A 16,682-nucleotide genomic window follows, 5' to 3' on the forward strand; every position below is an offset into this window, starting at 1 on the left:
AAAATGTACAGAAATGGTATAGTCCCGACCCTGTCGAAAACGGCAAAAAATCCTTCAAGGAGCATACATATGACCAGAAAAGATCGCACAGAGGGGATTTACTCCCGTCGCGAAGTTCTTGATGAGTCCGAACGCAGACAGTATTGCCAGCTTCAGTTGAAAGAGCTGCTCTCTTATGCGTATCGGTATTCTGAGGACGTAAAAAAGCGCTTTGACCGCGCTCAGTTCAATGTGGACAAATTCCGCACGTTGAACGACCTCAAACATATCCCTATCATTAAAAAGAAGGAACTCATCTTCCTGCAGTCCATGGGGCCCCGTCTTGGCGGGCTGCTGACCAAGGACCTTGGTGAGCTGCAGCGTGTCTTCCTTTCTCCCGGACCGATTTTCGATCCCGAAGATCGTACCGAGGATTACTGGGGCTGGACCGAAGGCTTCTACGCCGCCGGATTCCGTTCCGGCGATCTGGCGCAGATCACCTTCAACTATCACCTCGCTCCGGCAGGTCTGATGTTCGAAGAGCCGCTCCGTAACCTGGCTTGTGCCGTGGTTCCGGCCGGACCGGGCAACACCAACTCCCAGATCGAGATCATGCAGAAGCTGCGCGTCACCGGCTATGTCGGTACCCCCAGCTATCTGATGCACCTCGCGCAGAAGGCCGAGGAAATGGGCCTGTCCCTGCGTAAGGACCTCTTCCTTGAGGTGCTCTTCGTCACCGGCGAAAAATTCTCCGAGAAGATGCGCTCCACGCTGGAAAAGAAGTTCGACTGCATCATGCGTCAGGGCTACGGTACAGCCGACGTCGGTTGCATCGGTTACGAGTGCTTCCACAAGGACGGCCTGCACCTGTCCAACCGCGCTTTTGTCGAAATCTGCCACCCTGACACCGGTATCCCCCTCAAGGACGGCGAAGTCGGTGAAATCGTTGTGACGGCTTTTAACAAGACGTACCCGCTCATTCGCCTGGCAACCGGTGATCTGGGCTACCTGGATCGCTCTCCCTGCTCCTGCGGCCGTACCTCCCCGCGCCTTGGCGGCATCGTCGGACGCGTGGACACCACCGCTCGCATCAAGGGTATGTTCGTGTACCCGCATCAGGTCGAGCAGGTCATGGCCCGTTTCGAGGAAATCAAGCGCTGGCAGATCGAAGTCACCAACCCCGGCGGCATCGACGAGATGATCCTCTCCATCGAGGCCGGTCAGTTCAGCCAGGAAGACGAACTGCTGCACCTCTTCCGTGAGAAGATCAAGCTGCGCCCCGTGCTCAAGGTTCTGGCTCCCGGAACCCTGCCGCCGCAAATCCGTCCCATCGAGGACAAGCGCACCTGGGACTAACCCCCCAGCGGCAACAGATACAAGTTCGCCCGAATCGGCCTGTGCCGGTTCGGGCGTTTTTTTGTTCAAACCACGAAGCATTGAGTGGGAAGGTGGCTACAGATCCACCAATTCCACTTCACTCTCACTGATGGCTGTGCCGAGAAAACGTGTGCCGGTTCGGGCGAATCGAGCGGCATCGTCTGTTGTCAGATAATGAGCTGATCCGCATTCACCTTCAGCTTGTTGCAAATTCTGTTGTTGGAGTTTGTTGTAGACGGTTTCGGCGGTGGTTGCTGCGGAGTCCACGATGGTCGTGTCATGATTGACGACATTGCGTATGGCCGGGGCCAGCAGGGGGAAATGGGTGCAGCCGAGGACCAGCGTGTCGGGGATGACCGGTTCTGCCACGCCGGAGGCGGGCTTGAAGATGGGATCGAGGTACCGTGCGGCCACTGCTTCGGTGATGGGGCCATCCACCCATCCTTCTTCGGCCAGTGATACGAAAAGAGGGCAGGGGTGCCCGATAATGCGTGCCTGCGGATTGATGGAATGGATGGCTCGCTGGTAGGCGCCGCCTGCAATGGTGGATTCCGTGGCAATGACCGCAATAGCCTGGTTGGAGGTGGCATTGCATGCTGCCTGCGCTCCGGGCTGGACCACACCAATGACCGGAATGTGCGGGTAGGCATCGGAGAGAGCCTGCACTGCTACGGCCGATGCTGTGTTGCACGCCACCACCAGAAGCTTGATTCCTCGTTTGACCAGTTCCGCACTACACTGCACTGCATATCTGGAGACTGTTTGAGAGGATTTTGTCCCGTAAGGAAGGCGCGCCGTGTCGCCGAGGTAGAGGACATCCTCGCAAGGCAGTCGCTCTCTCAGTGCTTTCAGAACGGTCAGGCCACCGACACCGGAATCGAACATTCCGATGGGAAGTGAAATGTTTTCAGACATGGTTATAACTCCTTACGGGGATCGATATCCTCTGGAGTCGGAAGTCAACATATTTTCATGAAAAAGTCTAAACTGAAATACATGGCTTTAGACATTCTCTTGAGTTGTTTCCCGTGGAGTCGATGTGTGAATGTGAAACATCTTTTGGGTCCAGTACATGGCTTTTGCGTACAATTCATCGAGCTGCATGACCGGAAGCCCCGCCTGTTCCGCCAATAGCGCCTTCTCGTTGTCTGTACCTTTCTCGTAGCATAGCGATAGCATAAGGAAGTCCCGTATCTCGCCTTCGCCGGTCAGGGCTTCGATGATATCCTTGTCGAGGGGAAGCTGTTGGAGCACATCAGTCATTTCAATGCCCAGCATGGCGTCCAGCATGGAAAAGAGGCCGGTGGTGAACAATATGTCGGGCTTGCACTCTCCCTGTGTCTTGATGGAGCAGATGGACTCGAGAAATTTGGCTCGATGTACGGCTCTGAAGGCCAGTTCACTGGTGTTTCCCGATGTGCTGAGGTCCGCCATCAGTGCTGTGCGCAGCCATTGCTTTGTTTGCAGCAGGCCCATCAGGTCGATGGCGCGCTTCAGGGATGTGATTTTGTTTTGCAATCCAATTCCGACAGAGTTGATGTATCGAAGCAGACGATAACTGAGATGCGGGTCGGACTGAAGTATTTCCGAAAGGCGTTTGGGCTCAAATTCCTTGTTGGATAACTCACTCAGCAGCCGGAGCTTTGAGGTTTCGTTGGAGGACAGCTTCCGTCCGGGGATAATTTCCGGCTGGGCAAAGAAAAACCCCTGATACAGAGAAAACCCCAGATCCTTGAGGTCGTTGAAGACCGCCTTGTTTTCCACTTTTTCAGCCAAAAGGTGTTTTTTGGCTTTTCTGAGCGGGTCGATGGTTTGTGCTATTCGCTCCAAATTTCCATCAAATTCGAGGATATCGACTTTTACGATATCAGCCAGGTCGAGAAATGGTTGCAGCTCCGGTTGCCCGAAATAATCATCCACAGCAAGAATATATCCCGATTCCTTGAGGTTTCGCAGGGCTTCAAGGATCTCGGGGCTGGGGCGGACATCCTCGAGAATTTCTATAATGCAGTTGTTTTTGGGTAGGGCATAGGCCGTACCGTCCAGAAGCATTTTTTCGGGAAAGTTGATAAGGACACGCTTTATTCCGTGCATGCTTTCCATGGCCAGTGTCATGCCATCGGCTATTATGGACGAGGTCGCTTCGGAATCATCAATTATGTCGGCGAAATTCTTGTCGCTGCTCCGGAAAAGCAATTCATATCCCCAAATGATTTCATCTGGGCGAAGTACAGGCTGTCTTGCAACAAAAAGCGTCTGATAATGAGAAGGAGTTTCCATTAATATACAGTAGTATAAAAACTGCTGTATGAAAATGATAATAACATGTGGTTGGAGTCGTGTTCCTATCGAATACTACTCTGTATATGCGCTGAGGTTGTTACGCCGTAACGCGTTGGTGAAACAGTCTATATCATCACCACAACTGTTGAGGATGGTTTCCAGAAACTCGAGATTCCTGTCTATGGCTTCTCGGTAGAAATCCTTTTCGACCGACCACCGGGAGCGGAAATAGGAAATCATGAACATATCCGCCTGTCCCAGTGCTTCCTTCAGTCGCTTTTGTGCGACGTCGCGATAAAAAGTCGTCGTTTTCTGCAGCAAATCATAGGGGGTGTCGTAGCCTGGGATGCCGGCTTCCTCGAACTCCTGAAAGAGCAGGATCAATTTCTCAAGATAGTATCGATCGGCCAGCTGTGCCAGCAGGTCTCCGGCGCCGACGCATTGCCCTATCATGCGCATTTCAGGGGAGCGAAAAGGCACTGTGTTTACTTGGCAGTCAAGGGACGTGCAATGGATGCACTGGGCGATGTCCTCAAGGTCTTCCTCCGGAAGGCTGTCGCCAAGGTTGCTTAACATGAACTGTATGGATCGTTCCTCGTGACCGACCATGTGTTTTGCACCGGTCCCGCCCTCATCGTCAGCTGTCTGAATGAGTCCGACATCATGAAAGATGGCCGCCAACAGTCCCTTGAGTACCGTGAGCCGGTCGAATGCATGTCCTTCGGCCATTGCACCGCAAATAAGGCGGCCTGTGGCCAGAGTCACGGCGCACGTGTGTTCGAAGTCGTGGTATTTGGTATTGCTTGCCTTGTATCCGGGATATTCGCCACAAAAGAGATTCCTGACATCAGTAAAGACGAGTCGAAACAGGGGATCCTGAAAATCGGGAAGAAACAGGGACAGAGATATCTCTATGTCACGGATAACGCATTCAGCGTCTGTGGGGTCGACGAAATCGTAGAGTTTTTTGTCGTTCATGGTGAATCCTGTCTGTGGCTTTTTAGGTGTCCTGAAAGCGGCGCTGAATGGCTTTAATGACGTCAAAAATCTCAAAGAAGATTTCCACTATTTCAGGGTCGAAGTGGGAACCGGCTTTTTCTTCGAGAATTCTCAAGCACTTCTCTTCCGGGTAGGCTTCCTTGTAGGACCTGGCACTGGCGAGTGCGTCGAAAACATCCGCTACAGCGCAAATTCGGGCGCTGAGGGGGATTTCCTCGCCCATGATGGGCTTGTTGTCTGGTGTGGCAGGGGCAGCAGGCCGGCCAGGGTATCCTGCCCCGTCCCATCGTTCGTGATGTCCGAGGATGATCTCCTTGCTCATGGCGTCCAAGTTGCTTCTCTCGTTATTGAAAAGGCGAGCGCCCAAAAGGGTGTGCTGCTGCATGACGGCATACTCTTCCGGTGTGAGTTTGGCGGGTTTTTTGAGAATGGCGTCAGGAATGCCAACCTTGCCGATGTCGTGTAGCATGGCGGCGAGCCGGATATTGTCCCGTTGGCGTTTGATTTCCTTGGGCTTGTGTCCACGACGCGCCGCCCAGGCTCCATACATCTCGGCACAGAATGCCCCGACCCGTTGTACATGGGCTCCGGTTTCCATCGGATCACGCAATTCTGCCATGCGCATCATTCGCAGGATCAGCTCCCTGTTCATGATGCCTCGTTCGATGGCTACTGCGGCATTGTTGCAGAAAAGGGGAACATAGGTCGTGTCATCATTGGAAAAGGGGACTGTCTTTCCTGAGTCGTCACGAGCGTTGATGAGCTGCATGACACCGACCAGACGGCTTTCCTGTGCCAGCAGGGGGATGGTCAGCAAAGACGTTGTTCTGTAGCCCGATTTGTTGTCAAAATCCTTGTTGAAGGCGTACGGCAGGGTGGGGGAGATGTCGTACGCATCTGGAATGCTGAGGCTCTTCTTGGTCTTTGCCACATAGCCCACGATGGATTGTTCGCTGATAGGAAGGGTGAAATTCTGATAGAGAGCCGTTTGTGATGTCTGTTCATCAAACAGTGTGTCATTCTGAACATAGCTGAATGTCAGATGATTATCTTCGACCAGAAAAATCGAGCCTGCATCGGCATTGGCGAATTCCCGGGAATCAAGCAGTATTTTGTCAAGGATACTGTCAACATCATTGAGGTTATTGATTTCGTCGATATTGCGTAATATCGTCAAAACCGGGGCTTTGTCTTTGGGGCTCTCTCGATCGTCGGGCATATCTTTCTCCGTTATTACCAGTAGTAATTGCCCAAATGACGGGAAAAATCAATATGCGCCTGCCATCGATCCGGTTCGTCGTGATAATTTCGTACAGTGCTAACTTTATCTTCACAGGGAGATGCGGGAATGGGAAATGTTCTTGGACGCATAACCGACTACCATGCTGAAACTTCACACCAGCGGGGGAAACTGTTCGGACGAAAGCTGGACAGGTCCGAATTCCCGGTCCCTTTCAAGAAGTATCAAGGCCTTCCTGTGTTCTCTCTGCCTGAGCAGCCACGTATGCCACGCAAGCATCTGGACTTGGCGTTGCAGCCCGGAGTGCAGTCCTCGAAATGTGACATCAACATCGTTTCATCCATTTGTCGTCTTTCCTGCGGGGTAAGTCGAACACGCACATACGCAGACGGCACCGTGTTTCATTACAGGACCGTTGCTTCCGCCGGCGGCCTGTATCCTGCCGAGCTGTATCTGGCCCTGCAAAACATACGTGGAATCGAGGATGGCCTGTATCACTATTCACCGCATGTCCATGCTTTGACCCAGTTGCGTCGCGGTTATGCCTTCAGCATTCTTCGTGGGAACGATCCGATTATCCGCGGTTACATTTCTTCCATATACCATCGGAGCAGTTGGAAGTATGGGCAGCGGGCCTATCGCTACTGCCTGCTTGATGCCGGTCATCTGCTGGAGAACAGCATACTGGCGGGCCGACTGTTTGGTCTGCCATCCAAGGCCGATCTTGATTTCAACGACAGAAAGGTCAACGACTACCTTTGTCTGGATGCGCAATATGAAGCGTGCCTGGCCATGGTTCACTTTGTGGGGTGCAGTGCCGCGACAGAGGTAGATGAATCCATCGTGCAGACAGGTGATGATATAAGACAGTTCAGTCGATCGGCCCCTGTTGCCAAAGCTCCCAGCGAATTGCTCGAAGCGCATCGTTTGACATCGAGCTTTGCCCGGTGTCCGGTCAGGCCACCTGCTCCCGCTCCAGAGGGCGGGATCAGCCTCAAGCCGCCTGTAATCGACAAGCGGGCGACCACCGCTATCCTTGAGCGTCGATCAAGCCGCAACTTCGTTCCCCGCTCTATTCCCGCGGCTCCTCTCAAGGATATCGTTTCCTTTCTGTGCCTCGATGTCCCGCCGGTATGCATGGATGCCGTTCGTGTGGGGTTTCTGGCTGCCGAGCACAGCGAGTTTGCGCCTGGGCAATACCGCATCCATCGACCGAGTAGCTCCTACCATCTCGTTCAATCGGGCAATTATATGGCAGAATCAGCCAGGGTGTGTCTTGATCAGCAGTGGTTGAGCAATGCCGCCGCACACTTTGTTTTTACAGCGGATATTGAAAGCCTGAACAAGCACTGCGGACCGCGGGCCTATCGTTATGCCCAGCTTCAGGCTGGCAGGCTCGGACAGCGGATTTATGTGGCAGCACAAGCGAAAGGGCTGGGAGCCTGTGGCATAGGGGCATTCTTTGATGACGAGGCTGCGGGGCTCTTGTCGCTACCACCTGGGCAGGTGTTGTTGTACTTGGTTGCAGTCGGCCCGGTTCAGCGCTGACACGAGCTAAGAGGTGGGCTCTTGGTCCTGTGAGCGGATGTGCTGTGCCAACTTCATGTCGCTGTGGGCCACATGATTGACCAGCCATTTCCTCAGTGTTTCCAAGAGGCTCTCGGCAGCCACGGTTTCCCCGCTTTCAAGACGCTTCAGGAAATCATGTATTTGATCGCGGATGTATTGGTGCGATTTGCGTTGAGAGTCCAACCCGTCATATTCATATTCTTCCATGAGCAGTTCTTCATCTCGGAAATGGTAATCAGTGTAATCGACGAGTTCCTGGCATACTTCCAGAAGCAGATCATTATGGACACCTGATGCGATGGCTGAGCGCAGGTTGTTCGTCAAATGCACAAGCCACTTGTGTTGTTCGTCGATTGGTTTGACACCGAGATTCAGCTGACTGCTCCAGACGAGTTTCTTCATGGCTCCATCCTATGGTTCATCAGGATTGAAAACAATACAGGTGAAGAGACCTCCCTGCCGACCAGGTCTTACTGAGTATTTATGGGCAGGGTGAAAATGAACTTGCTTCCCTTGCCCAGAGGGGCCTCGACCCAAATATGACCAAAGTGGTCTTCAATGATGTTGCGGGAGATGGGGAGCCCCAGGCCGGTTCCTCTGGGGCGGTCCGAGAGCGTTGTTTCCACTTGCGTGAACTTGTCGAAAATGGAAGAGCGCATGTCTTCGGGGATGCCCATGCCGGTATCGGTTACACTGACTCTGATATGGTCGGCCACACGGCGGGCTCGGCAAGTAACCGTGCCGGATTCCGTGAACTTCACAGCGTTGGAAAAAAGATTGACCATGACTTGAACGAGCCGGTTTTCGTCTGCCACTATCATGGGCATATCGGGTTCGATCTCCGCCAGCAGGGGCAGCCCGGAGTCCATGAACAGACCGCTCGATACCTCAATGGATCGCTGGATGAAGTCGTTGGGGGATACAGGGCTTTTGTTGTAGTCCACCTTGTTTGCTTCCATCTTGGCGAGATCAAGGACATCGTTGATGAGGGCTGTCAGTCGCTCGCCCTCAGATATGATAATGTTGATATTCTTGAAAATATCAGCAAGGTCTTTATCCGATTTGGGATCGGAGAGCTTTTCCAGTGCAGGCTCTATGGAACCTTGTAGTTTCTTGCGGATGATCTTGGCAAAACCGAGTACGGACGTCAGCGGGGTCCGTAGCTCATGTGAAACCATGGATAGAAATTCGGTTTTGACTTGATTGGCGTTGTCCAGTTCTCTTGTCCGTTCGCGAACCCTGATTTCCAATTCATCATGGCTTTGACGCAGCGCTTCTTCAGTCCGCTTGCGTTCGGATATGTCGCGAGCAACGATCACCGTTCGGTTTTTGCCCTGATGTTCAGCTGTTCTGAGGGAAATTTCCACTGGCTTGGAGTCGCAGCCTGAGCATGTCGGACAGCGGAATTCGGTTTCGAGGCTGAGACTCTGGCTGGAGTGGAGCAGGTTGTTTGCGTAGCGGGCAATGTGTTCGGGCAGAAGGTCTTTGAACGGTTTGCCTGTCAATGATTGCGCAGGGCAGCCGAGCATTGCCTCGGTGGAGCCGGAGGCGTCGAGTATGGTCCCTGATTCGGTATCAACAACAAGTATCGAATCGGAAACACTGTCGAGCAATGCACGGAAAAGCTCAAGTTCATCAAGGCGAGATTTGAGCTCCGGGTAATAGCTCTTGCTGATAGACCGCTTGCCAAGTCCGATGAGCTTTTCGCGCTCACCGATCTGGTCAATCGGTTGGTTGTCAGCAGGCTTTTTCATAAATGCTGATGACCTCTTCCTGTGTTGGTTGCTTGGGATTGGTGAGCATGCAGGCATCGGCCAATGCATTCTCGGCGAGCTGGGGCAGCGCCTCGGGGGTAACGCCTAATGTGTTGAGCCGTACTGTTACATCCGATTTTCGCTTCAACTCACGGAAAGCCAAAAGGGTGGCATCCCGTACCTCGTCCAAGGGCGCATCTGCCGGCATATTCTGCCCGAGAGCGTTGCCAAGTTGACGGTATTTGTCCGGTTCGGCCTCGAAATTGTAATCGACGACATGGTCCAAAAGGATGGCATTGCACAACCCGTGGGGGGCATCCAGCAGACCACCCAGGCTATGGGCCATGGCGTGAACAGCTCCGAGTATCGCATTGGAAAAGGCAAGCCCGGCATAGGTGGAGGCCAGCATCATGCCGGTGCGGGCTTCGATGTTATCTGGTTGCTCTATGGCTCGGAGAAGGTGGATATTGATCAGCCGCACGGCCTCGATTGCGTGGAGATCGGTGACTGCGGAGCTGGCATTGGATACGAAGGCTTCCGTGGCGTGAGTCAGGGCGTCCAGTCCGGTGTGAGCAGTCAACTCTCTGCTCATGGTTGCCGTCAACATCGGGTCGATGAGGGCGACATCAGGAATCATCGTCTTGGAGACAATGGCTATTTTCACTTTACGCTCTATGGCGTTGATAATGCAAAACTGGGAGATGTCGGCCGCGGTGCCTGCTGTCGTGGGGATGCAGATCAATGGAGGGCCGGGATGCCCGACTCTATCTACGCCTTCAAATTCGAGCACATGCTGGTCATTGGTGCAAACAATGCCAATGGCCTTGGCGCAGTCCATGGGGCTACCGCCGCCCACAGCGACAATGGCGTCGCATCCGGTCTGCCGGTAGAGCTCTGCACCGGCCATGACTTCGCCGTCACGCGGGTTGGGTGTGACTCCTGTGTACGGTACGGCTTGGACACCTTCCTCTCGAAGGCTGTCGATGACTTGTCCCAGCGTTCCGATTTCCTCAAGGACAGGACCGGAAACGACCAACGCCTTTTTGATGGAAAGATTGGCTGCATACTGTCCGGTCAGTTGCGCAGCGCCGGGACCGAAAATGAATTCGGGCGCTACGAACTTCCGTAGTTTCATGAGATCGACTTGGGCCATGTATTCCTCCTGTTCCTAGGAGAGTGCTGAACTGTGCCTGATCCTGCTAGTTATCACTGTTGGATACAATGGGTAATTATAAGTTGAAATAATATCTTAGCTTCCATCGATGAGTTTCAGCAAGCGTTGAGTCTCATTCGTCAAATCATTCATGGCGAGAGCTGTTGGCGTTTCCTGCAGGCACTGGTTTTCCACCTCCGCGGCACTTAAGGCAGCTACGTGGGCACCTATGGTCAGGCAGATCGATTTGATGATGTTTGCCTGGGTTGCAGCCTCGGAAAGGTCATTATCATCAAGCGCCCCCTGGAGGGTCACAAGACGCCTTTCCATCTCATCTCGTGCCGTGGCAACAAAGTCCTTGAACATGGTTTCGTCTATGCCGAGGTCTTCCATGGCCTTGTCCGGCGACCATAGAGGCAGCTCATCCCGCATGGTCGGTTCCTGAGCGGTTGTTGACACTGGTTGAGCCTGCTCTTCTGGCGACTCAATGGAAGGAGCAGCCGTGACAATGTTGAATGTCTTGTCGGGTGCATTGGCCATGAGACGGTTGATGATGGAAAGCTCATTGAAATCAACAGGTTTTGAGACATAATCGTTCATGCCTGCATCAAGGCTTTTTTCACGAAATTCTTTGAGCGCATGGGCTGTGACACCGATAATGGGGATATCCGGATCAGGGATGTCGCCGCCGGGTGTGGAAGACCGAATGGCTCGGGTAGCGGAGATGCCGTCCAGAACAGGCATCTCAATGTCCATGAGGACGAGGTCGAACGGTTCCCGTTTGAGCAGATCAAGGACTTCCAACCCGTTGCCGGCCACGGAGAAGGTGTAACCCATATCTTCAAGACGCAAAGTCGTGACCATGACATTCACATCGTTATCTTCGGCCACCAGAACATGCAGCGGACGGTCGAGGGGTTCCACGTGGTTTGAGAGGTCGTCGGTTCTGGTTGGGCAGGAATGACCCGGCTCCAGCCATGCGGTGAATCGGAATGTGCTTCCCTTGCCGACCTGGCTTTCCACGCAGATGTCACCATCCATGAGCGCGAGAAGTTCTTTGCAGATGGACAGCCCCAGTCCGGTGCCGCCGAACGCGCGAGTGTTCTGCGAGAACGACTGGAATATGGTGTCGATGAACTCTTCGGGAATGCCGATGCCGGTATCCTCGACTTCAATGGATATGCCGATGTTTCGCGGATCGGAAGGATCGCGATGGGGGTCCTGCAAGGCGCTGCGCAGTCGTATGACGATAGATCCCTTGTGGGTGAATTTGATGGCGTTGCCGACCAGATTCATTATGACCTGTCGGAGGGATAACGGATCGCCCTTCACGCACCTGGGAACATCCTCACTGATTTCCAGAGTGACATTCAACCCTTTCTGTTTGCCCTGTAATTCGAGTCCTTTGACCGTTGTTTCTACATGGAAGGGAAGATCGAAGTCGATTCGGTCGAGGACCAGCTTCTTGGCTTCGATCTTAGCGAGATCAAGGATGTCGTTAATGATCGATATGAGGTGCCGGGCCGAATCCATGACTGTCTTGAGATAGTCGCGCTGCTCTTCTTCCAGCGTCGTTTGCAGCAGGATGTCGGTCATGCCGACGATGGCATTCATGGGGGTTCGAATCTCATGGCTCATGGCGGCAAGAAATTCGCTTTTTGCGCGGTTGGCGGCTTCGGCGGCTTCACGTGTGCGCACCAGATCTTCCTGGTCTCGTCGGTGGTCCGTGATGTCATCCCATGCCCAGATAACGCCTTTGTCCAGGCTGTCCTGATCAATGGCCTTGGCGTACATGCGACACCAGACAGTGCCTCCCTGTTTGTTGCGGAAGGCCTGCTCCGTGTTGAACTCACCTCGCTCCAGCAGGGATATCTTGGAATTCTCCACAAAGTCTTCCACTGCATCAGGGTCGCTCAGCAGGAAGGAAAGCTCGCTGCCTATCAGTTCATCCGGAGTGTAACCGAAAATTTCAGCGCCACGACGGTTGATGGTGGCGAACACACGGCCACGGGACATGGCGATGCCCATGAGCGAGTTTTCGAGGATGGCTTCGAATTTGGACAGGGATTGACGGATACGATTTTCCGATTCCTTGCGAACGGTGATATCGCGCACGTTGGCGAGGATCGCCTCCTGACCGCGAAAGGCGATGCGGTTGAGGTATACCTCGACATCGAATTCCGTGCCGTCATGGGGGCGTCTGGCCTTCCATTCAAAATATTGGGGGTCGCCGTTGATCACCGAGCGCCATAACGAAGAGAGGCGGTACACTGCATTGTTACGACTGGAAATGTCTCTGGCAATGGACAGGTCTCCCAGGTCGTCGCGAGAGATATTGTACATCTTCAGCATGCGTTCGTTGGCGTCAAGGATGGCTCCGGAAGCATTATGAATGAAGATGGCGTCGTGGGAGGCATCAAAGACGGTACGCAACGCTTCTTCTGACTCTTTGACCTCGCTGGTGCGCTCCCGTACTCGTTCCTCCAGCATCTGATGGGCGCTGCGCAGTTCCTTTTCTGCCTGGCGTCTGCGGGTGGTGTTGAACACGAGGACAAGGATGATGATCATCTGGATGAAGGTGAAGGCAACGCCTGTCCAGATGATTTCGGCGTTTTCAGAATAGATGGAGCTTGGACGGTTGATGATTTTGCTGTTGTCGGGCAGCGAATCGATCCGTATGCGATGCTTTTTCAACTGTTCGTAATCAAACATGGGCAGGGAAACGCCCTCGGTGATTACGGGGATGTCTCCCGGTGAGCGCCCGGCGAGCACGTGCAGGGCGATTTGGGCCATGGTCTGTCCCTGAAAATGCCCACTGGACAACATGCCGCCGACAATGCCGTTGCCAAGATCGAAATCAAGAACACCGTATATGGGAATCTGAGTCTCGTTGCGAACGGCCTTCAGCACTTCGGAGGTATCGTAAAAGCGCCCGTTTTTATCTCGGAAATACAACCCGTACAAGATGAGGGATTTGCCAGGAAGACTGCGGACGTCTTTCAACAGCTCCTGCAGGTCGAGATTATCCGAATAACGTATGGATATTTCCGGCGGAAATTCAGCCAGTTCGCTATTGATGGTGTCGGTTATCGCCTGACCTGTCGGGGTATGGTCATTGATAATGTAGATGGTCTCGGTCTGAGGGTGCTGGTTGAGTGCCCACCAGAGAGTGCCTTTGGCATCGACGTTTTCAGCCACTCCGGAGAAGAGGGGGAGATCTTTTATCAAGTCATCATGGAAGGCGTTTACCCCGCAAAAAACCACGGGAATGCCGGGGAAAAGCTCGTCGTGATACCGTCTGACAAAGTCAAAGGCGTTGTTGTCGGTCACCATGACCAGATCAAACTTCAAGTCTTTGAACTTGTGTTCGTAGACGCTTCGCAACTGCTGGATGTAGTGTTCGTTGAATTCGACCCGCTTGGTGTCCATGTTCTCCACATGGAGGTCGATACCGGTCTCCTTGGGGCGCAGAACATCCGTCAGTCCCTGAAAAATTTCTTCTGTCCAGATGAAGTTGTGATGATAGGAATTGAGCAGCAGAATCTGCTTGCGCTGCACCTCCATCGCCCGACCAGAGGAAGGTGATAGGAGAATGCATACGGCAGCAATGCAGGCAAAGCCCAGTATGCGCAGGATCGCGTTGCTATGTCCGTTTGATATCATTCATATTCCGCTGATTTAGAATCGTGTTCATCCATAGCAAATCATGGCTGGTAAATAAAGACGGGACTTGTACCATCCGCTGACAATGCAATTATCATCATCTTGACTCCAGGGACAATGGCGGGAATAGTTGCATTATGCGCCATAGCCTCGTTGTATTCCTTTGCTTTATGATCATTGCCATTGTTCCTCCTGCTCATGCAAGAGAGCTGAGTGTATATTGTGAATACCCCGCCCCCAAGGATAGCGACCTTTACGGGGGCAGGCTTATTTATGAGCAGGTGTGGGAGTTGTTGCGCCGAGCGGGCTTCGATACGCAAATTGAGACTGTTTCATGGAAACGGGGATATGCCGAAGCGCTGATACGGGCCGATGTTGCGTTGTTCCCCACAACCTTTACCAAAGAACGCGAACCTCTTTTCCACTGGATCGGTCCCATCCTTGAAGTGGAGTGGGCCTTCTTCGCTCATGCGGACTCCGGCATCAGCGTCAATTCACTCGAAGAAGCGAAAGCGGTAAAGTCCATTGGCACTTATGCACAGGACAGCAAGGAAGTGTGGCTGAAGAACCACGGATTCAATAATCTGGTTTCGGTGCTGGATAATATCACCAATTTGAAAAAACTGTATGAAGGACGGATTGATCTCATGGTGGGGTCTCCTGGCGTGACAGATAACTGGCCAGCAGAGCACGGGTATGATTCATCCAAGATGGTCACCGCTTTCAAGTTCAACACCGTCAAACTGTATTTCGCCGTATCCAAAGAAACATCGAAAGAAACTGTTTCCGCATTGCGTTCGGCATTTGATTCCATGCGCAAGGACGGCACTATCGATGCCATCTACCATCAATGGGCACCAGGGTGGTTGCCGCCAAAAGACTGATTTTCTCCTCTGTTTTGCCGTTTTTCAGTGAGTAATACTGCCATTATCAGCAAAAAATAATATTGTTTTGGCTTTTTTTGACTCAAGTCATACAATGGAAAGGCTTTGTGTCGTAGACCGTACTCTCCAAACGGAAAACACCAAAACAGCAAGGAGTATCTGTATGTTTTGTTATCAATGTGAACAGGCTGCAAAAGGCGGCTGCACCAAGATCGGCGTATGTGGCAAATCTGACAGCACCGCAACCCTCCAGGATCTGCTTCTGCATCTGACCAAAGGCCTTTCCCAGGTGGCTTCCGCTGCCCGCAAGCAGGGAATCGAGGATGTTGAGGTCAACCGCTTCACAGCCAAAGCAATTTTCTCCACGTTGACCAATGTCAACTTTGACGACGATCGGTTTGTCAAGCTGATCAACGAATGTGTTGCCAAGCGTGACGCACTGAAAGCCAAGGTCTCCGGCGTTGAGTTTGATGGTCCCGCCACCATGGTTCCGGCAGGTGATCTGGCCGGTATGGTCGCGCAGGGTAAGGAAGTGGGTATCGAAAACGACCCGGAACCCAACGAAGACCTCAAGTCTCTCAAGCATACGCTGGCCTACGGCATCAAGGGTGTGGCCGCTTACGCTGACCACGCTGCCATCCTTGGCAAGGAAGACAACGAACTGTATGCCAAAATGCAGGACCTGCTGGCTGCCACCCTGTCTACCGATCTGACCCTTGAGCAGTGCGTTGAAGCTGCTCTTGAGTGCGGTCGCATCAATATCCGCGCCATGGAACTGCTGGATGACGCCAATACCTCCACCTACGGTCACCCCGAGCCGACCGAAGTCAAGCTCGGACCCACCGCAGGCAAGGCCATCCTGGTTTCCGGTCACGATCTCAAGGACCTTGAGACACTGCTCAAGCAGACCGAAGGCAAGGGTATCAACATCTACACCCACGGTGAGATGCTTCCCTGTCACGGTTACCCCGAACTGAAAAAGTACCCGCATCTCGCCGGTCACTACGGCACTGCCTGGCAGAACCAGCAGAAGGAATTCGCCCAGTTCCCCGGTGCGATCCTGATGACCACCAACTGCATCCAGAAGCCGACCAATTACATGGACGCCATCTTCACCACCGGCCTTGTTGGCTGGCCCGGCGCCGTACATGTCGGCAATGAAGACTTCACGCCTGTCATCGAAAAAGCACTGTCCATGGACGGTTTCGCTGCCGATGAAGACAAGGGCTCCGTCATGACCGGTTTTGCCCGCAACGCCGTCATGTCCGTTGCCGGTACCGTCATCGATGCGGTCAAGGCCGGAAATATCAAGCACTTCTTCCTCGTGGGCGGTTGCGACGGCGCAAAGCCTGGTCGTAACTACTACACCGAGTTTGTCGAGCAGACCCCTGCGGACACCGTTGTCCTGACCCTGGCCTGCGGCAAGTTCCGCTTCTTTGACAAGCAACTGGGCGACATCGGCGGCATTCCGCGTCTTCTGGATGTCGGACAGTGCAACGATGCCTACTCCGCAGTACAGATTGCCCTGGCTCTGGCAGATGCCTTTGACTGCGAAGTCAACGATCTGCCTCTGTCTCTGGTCCTTTCCTGGTACGAACAGAAGGCTGTTGCCATTCTGCTCTCCCTGCTGGCTCTTGGTATCAAGAACATCAAGCTCGGACCGACCCTCCCGGCGTTCATCACTCCCAATGTGCTGAACTTCCTGGTCGAAAACTACAATATTGCTCCCATCTCCACTCCCGAAGCCGACCTGAAGGAAATCCTCGGTTAGTAGAGACATA

12 protein-coding genes are annotated in these 16,682 nt (G+C 53.3%); 4 read left to right on the forward strand and 8 right to left on the reverse strand.

Annotated features, from left to right (window positions below; translation table 11 throughout):
- Positions 1-69: 69 nt before the first annotated feature.
- The gene (locus DPRO_RS09900; RefSeq protein ID WP_097011890.1) at positions 70-1,335 is read left to right on the forward strand and encodes a phenylacetate--CoA ligase family protein; all 1,266 of its coding nucleotides are present in this window, start codon (positions 70-72) and stop codon (positions 1,333-1,335) included.
- A gap of 96 nt (positions 1,336-1,431) precedes the next feature.
- On the opposite strand, the gene murI is transcribed toward DPRO_RS09900, so the two are convergent.
- The 4 genes from murI to DPRO_RS09920 all read right to left on the reverse strand — a co-directional run bounded on the left by murI (position 1,432) and on the right by DPRO_RS09920 (position 5,857).
- Positions 1,432-2,271 carry a glutamate racemase gene (gene murI, locus DPRO_RS09905; protein WP_097011891.1) on the reverse strand — a complete coding sequence of 280 codons (840 nt, stop codon included), beginning with the start codon at positions 2,269-2,271 and terminating at the stop codon, positions 1,432-1,434.
- Between the two features lie 87 nt (positions 2,272-2,358).
- Positions 2,359-3,636, reverse strand: a complete 1,278-nt coding sequence (locus DPRO_RS09910; RefSeq protein ID WP_097011892.1) for an EAL and HDOD domain-containing protein — start codon at positions 3,634-3,636, stop codon at positions 2,359-2,361.
- A 75-nt stretch (positions 3,637-3,711) separates the two neighbouring features.
- Positions 3,712-4,617 (reverse strand): HD domain-containing protein, encoded by a 906-nt coding sequence (locus DPRO_RS09915; RefSeq protein ID WP_097011893.1) that lies wholly within the window; start codon positions 4,615-4,617, stop codon positions 3,712-3,714.
- A 22-nt stretch (positions 4,618-4,639) separates the two neighbouring features.
- A complete protein-coding gene (locus tag DPRO_RS09920) occupies positions 4,640-5,857 on the reverse strand; it encodes a GAF and HD-GYP domain-containing protein (RefSeq protein ID WP_097011894.1) in 1,218 nt (405 codons plus the stop codon).
- A 129-nt stretch (positions 5,858-5,986) separates the two neighbouring features.
- Between DPRO_RS09920 and DPRO_RS09925 the strand changes: the two genes are divergently transcribed.
- Positions 5,987-7,426, forward strand: a complete 1,440-nt coding sequence (locus DPRO_RS09925; RefSeq protein WP_097011895.1) for a SagB/ThcOx family dehydrogenase — start codon at positions 5,987-5,989, stop codon at positions 7,424-7,426.
- Positions 7,427-7,432: 6 nt separating this feature from the next.
- Here DPRO_RS09925 and DPRO_RS09930 read toward each other — a convergent pair whose 3' ends face one another.
- The 4 genes from DPRO_RS09930 to DPRO_RS09945 form a co-directional block, all read right to left on the reverse strand.
- A complete protein-coding gene (locus DPRO_RS09930) occupies positions 7,433-7,849 on the reverse strand; it encodes a bacteriohemerythrin (protein WP_097011896.1) in 417 nt (138 codons plus the stop codon).
- A 68-nt stretch (positions 7,850-7,917) separates the two neighbouring features.
- Positions 7,918-9,201: a PAS domain-containing sensor histidine kinase gene (locus DPRO_RS09935; protein ID WP_097011897.1), complete on the reverse strand. Its 1,284-nt coding sequence runs from the start codon at positions 9,199-9,201 to the stop codon at positions 7,918-7,920.
- Positions 9,185-10,354 carry an alcohol dehydrogenase-like regulatory protein ErcA gene (ercA, locus tag DPRO_RS09940; RefSeq protein WP_097011898.1) on the reverse strand — a complete coding sequence of 390 codons (1,170 nt, stop codon included), beginning with the start codon at positions 10,352-10,354 and terminating at the stop codon, positions 9,185-9,187. Before ercA ends, DPRO_RS09935 begins: the two co-directional genes overlap by 17 nt.
- Positions 10,355-10,450: 96 nt before the next feature.
- Positions 10,451-14,017, reverse strand: a complete 3,567-nt coding sequence (locus DPRO_RS09945) for a PAS domain S-box protein (protein WP_097011899.1) — start codon at positions 14,015-14,017, stop codon at positions 10,451-10,453.
- A 290-nt stretch (positions 14,018-14,307) separates the two neighbouring features.
- On the opposite strand from DPRO_RS09945, the gene DPRO_RS09950 reads away from it, so the two are divergent.
- Both DPRO_RS09950 and hcp read left to right on the forward strand, forming a co-directional pair.
- Positions 14,308-14,901 (forward strand): substrate-binding periplasmic protein, encoded by a 594-nt coding sequence (locus tag DPRO_RS09950; protein ID WP_157917436.1) that lies wholly within the window; start codon positions 14,308-14,310, stop codon positions 14,899-14,901.
- Between the two features lie 163 nt (positions 14,902-15,064).
- On the forward strand, positions 15,065-16,672 hold the full coding sequence (gene hcp / locus DPRO_RS09955) for a hydroxylamine reductase (protein ID WP_097011901.1): 1,608 nt from the start codon (positions 15,065-15,067) through the stop codon (positions 16,670-16,672).
- Positions 16,673-16,682 lie beyond the last annotated feature (10 nt).

The organism is Pseudodesulfovibrio profundus (assembly GCF_900217235.1).
In the GTDB taxonomy this organism is placed as follows: domain Bacteria; phylum Desulfobacterota; class Desulfovibrionia; order Desulfovibrionales; family Desulfovibrionaceae; genus Pseudodesulfovibrio; species Pseudodesulfovibrio profundus.

Excerpts from the sequence above, each read along its gene's own strand:
- DPRO_RS09900 (WP_097011890.1), top strand. The coding sequence starts at position 70 with ATGACCAGAAAAGATCGCACAGAGGGGATTTACTCCCGTCGCGAAGTT.
- murI (WP_097011891.1), bottom strand. The coding sequence starts at position 2,271 with ATGTCTGAAAACATTTCACTTCCCATCGGAATGTTCGATTCCGGTGTC.
- DPRO_RS09910 (WP_097011892.1), bottom strand. The coding sequence starts at position 3,636 with ATGGAAACTCCTTCTCATTATCAGACGCTTTTTGTTGCAAGACAGCCT.
- DPRO_RS09915 (WP_097011893.1), bottom strand. The coding sequence starts at position 4,617 with ATGAACGACAAAAAACTCTACGATTTCGTCGACCCCACAGACGCTGAA.
- DPRO_RS09920 (WP_097011894.1), bottom strand. The coding sequence starts at position 5,857 with ATGCCCGACGATCGAGAGAGCCCCAAAGACAAAGCCCCGGTTTTGACG.
- DPRO_RS09925 (WP_097011895.1), top strand. The coding sequence starts at position 5,987 with ATGGGAAATGTTCTTGGACGCATAACCGACTACCATGCTGAAACTTCA.
- DPRO_RS09930 (WP_097011896.1), bottom strand. The coding sequence starts at position 7,849 with ATGAAGAAACTCGTCTGGAGCAGTCAGCTGAATCTCGGTGTCAAACCA.
- DPRO_RS09935 (WP_097011897.1), bottom strand. The coding sequence starts at position 9,201 with ATGAAAAAGCCTGCTGACAACCAACCGATTGACCAGATCGGTGAGCGC.
- ercA (WP_097011898.1), bottom strand. The coding sequence starts at position 10,354 with ATGGCCCAAGTCGATCTCATGAAACTACGGAAGTTCGTAGCGCCCGAA.
- DPRO_RS09945 (WP_097011899.1), bottom strand. The coding sequence starts at position 14,017 with ATGATATCAAACGGACATAGCAACGCGATCCTGCGCATACTGGGCTTT.
- hcp (WP_097011901.1), top strand. The coding sequence starts at position 15,065 with ATGTTTTGTTATCAATGTGAACAGGCTGCAAAAGGCGGCTGCACCAAG.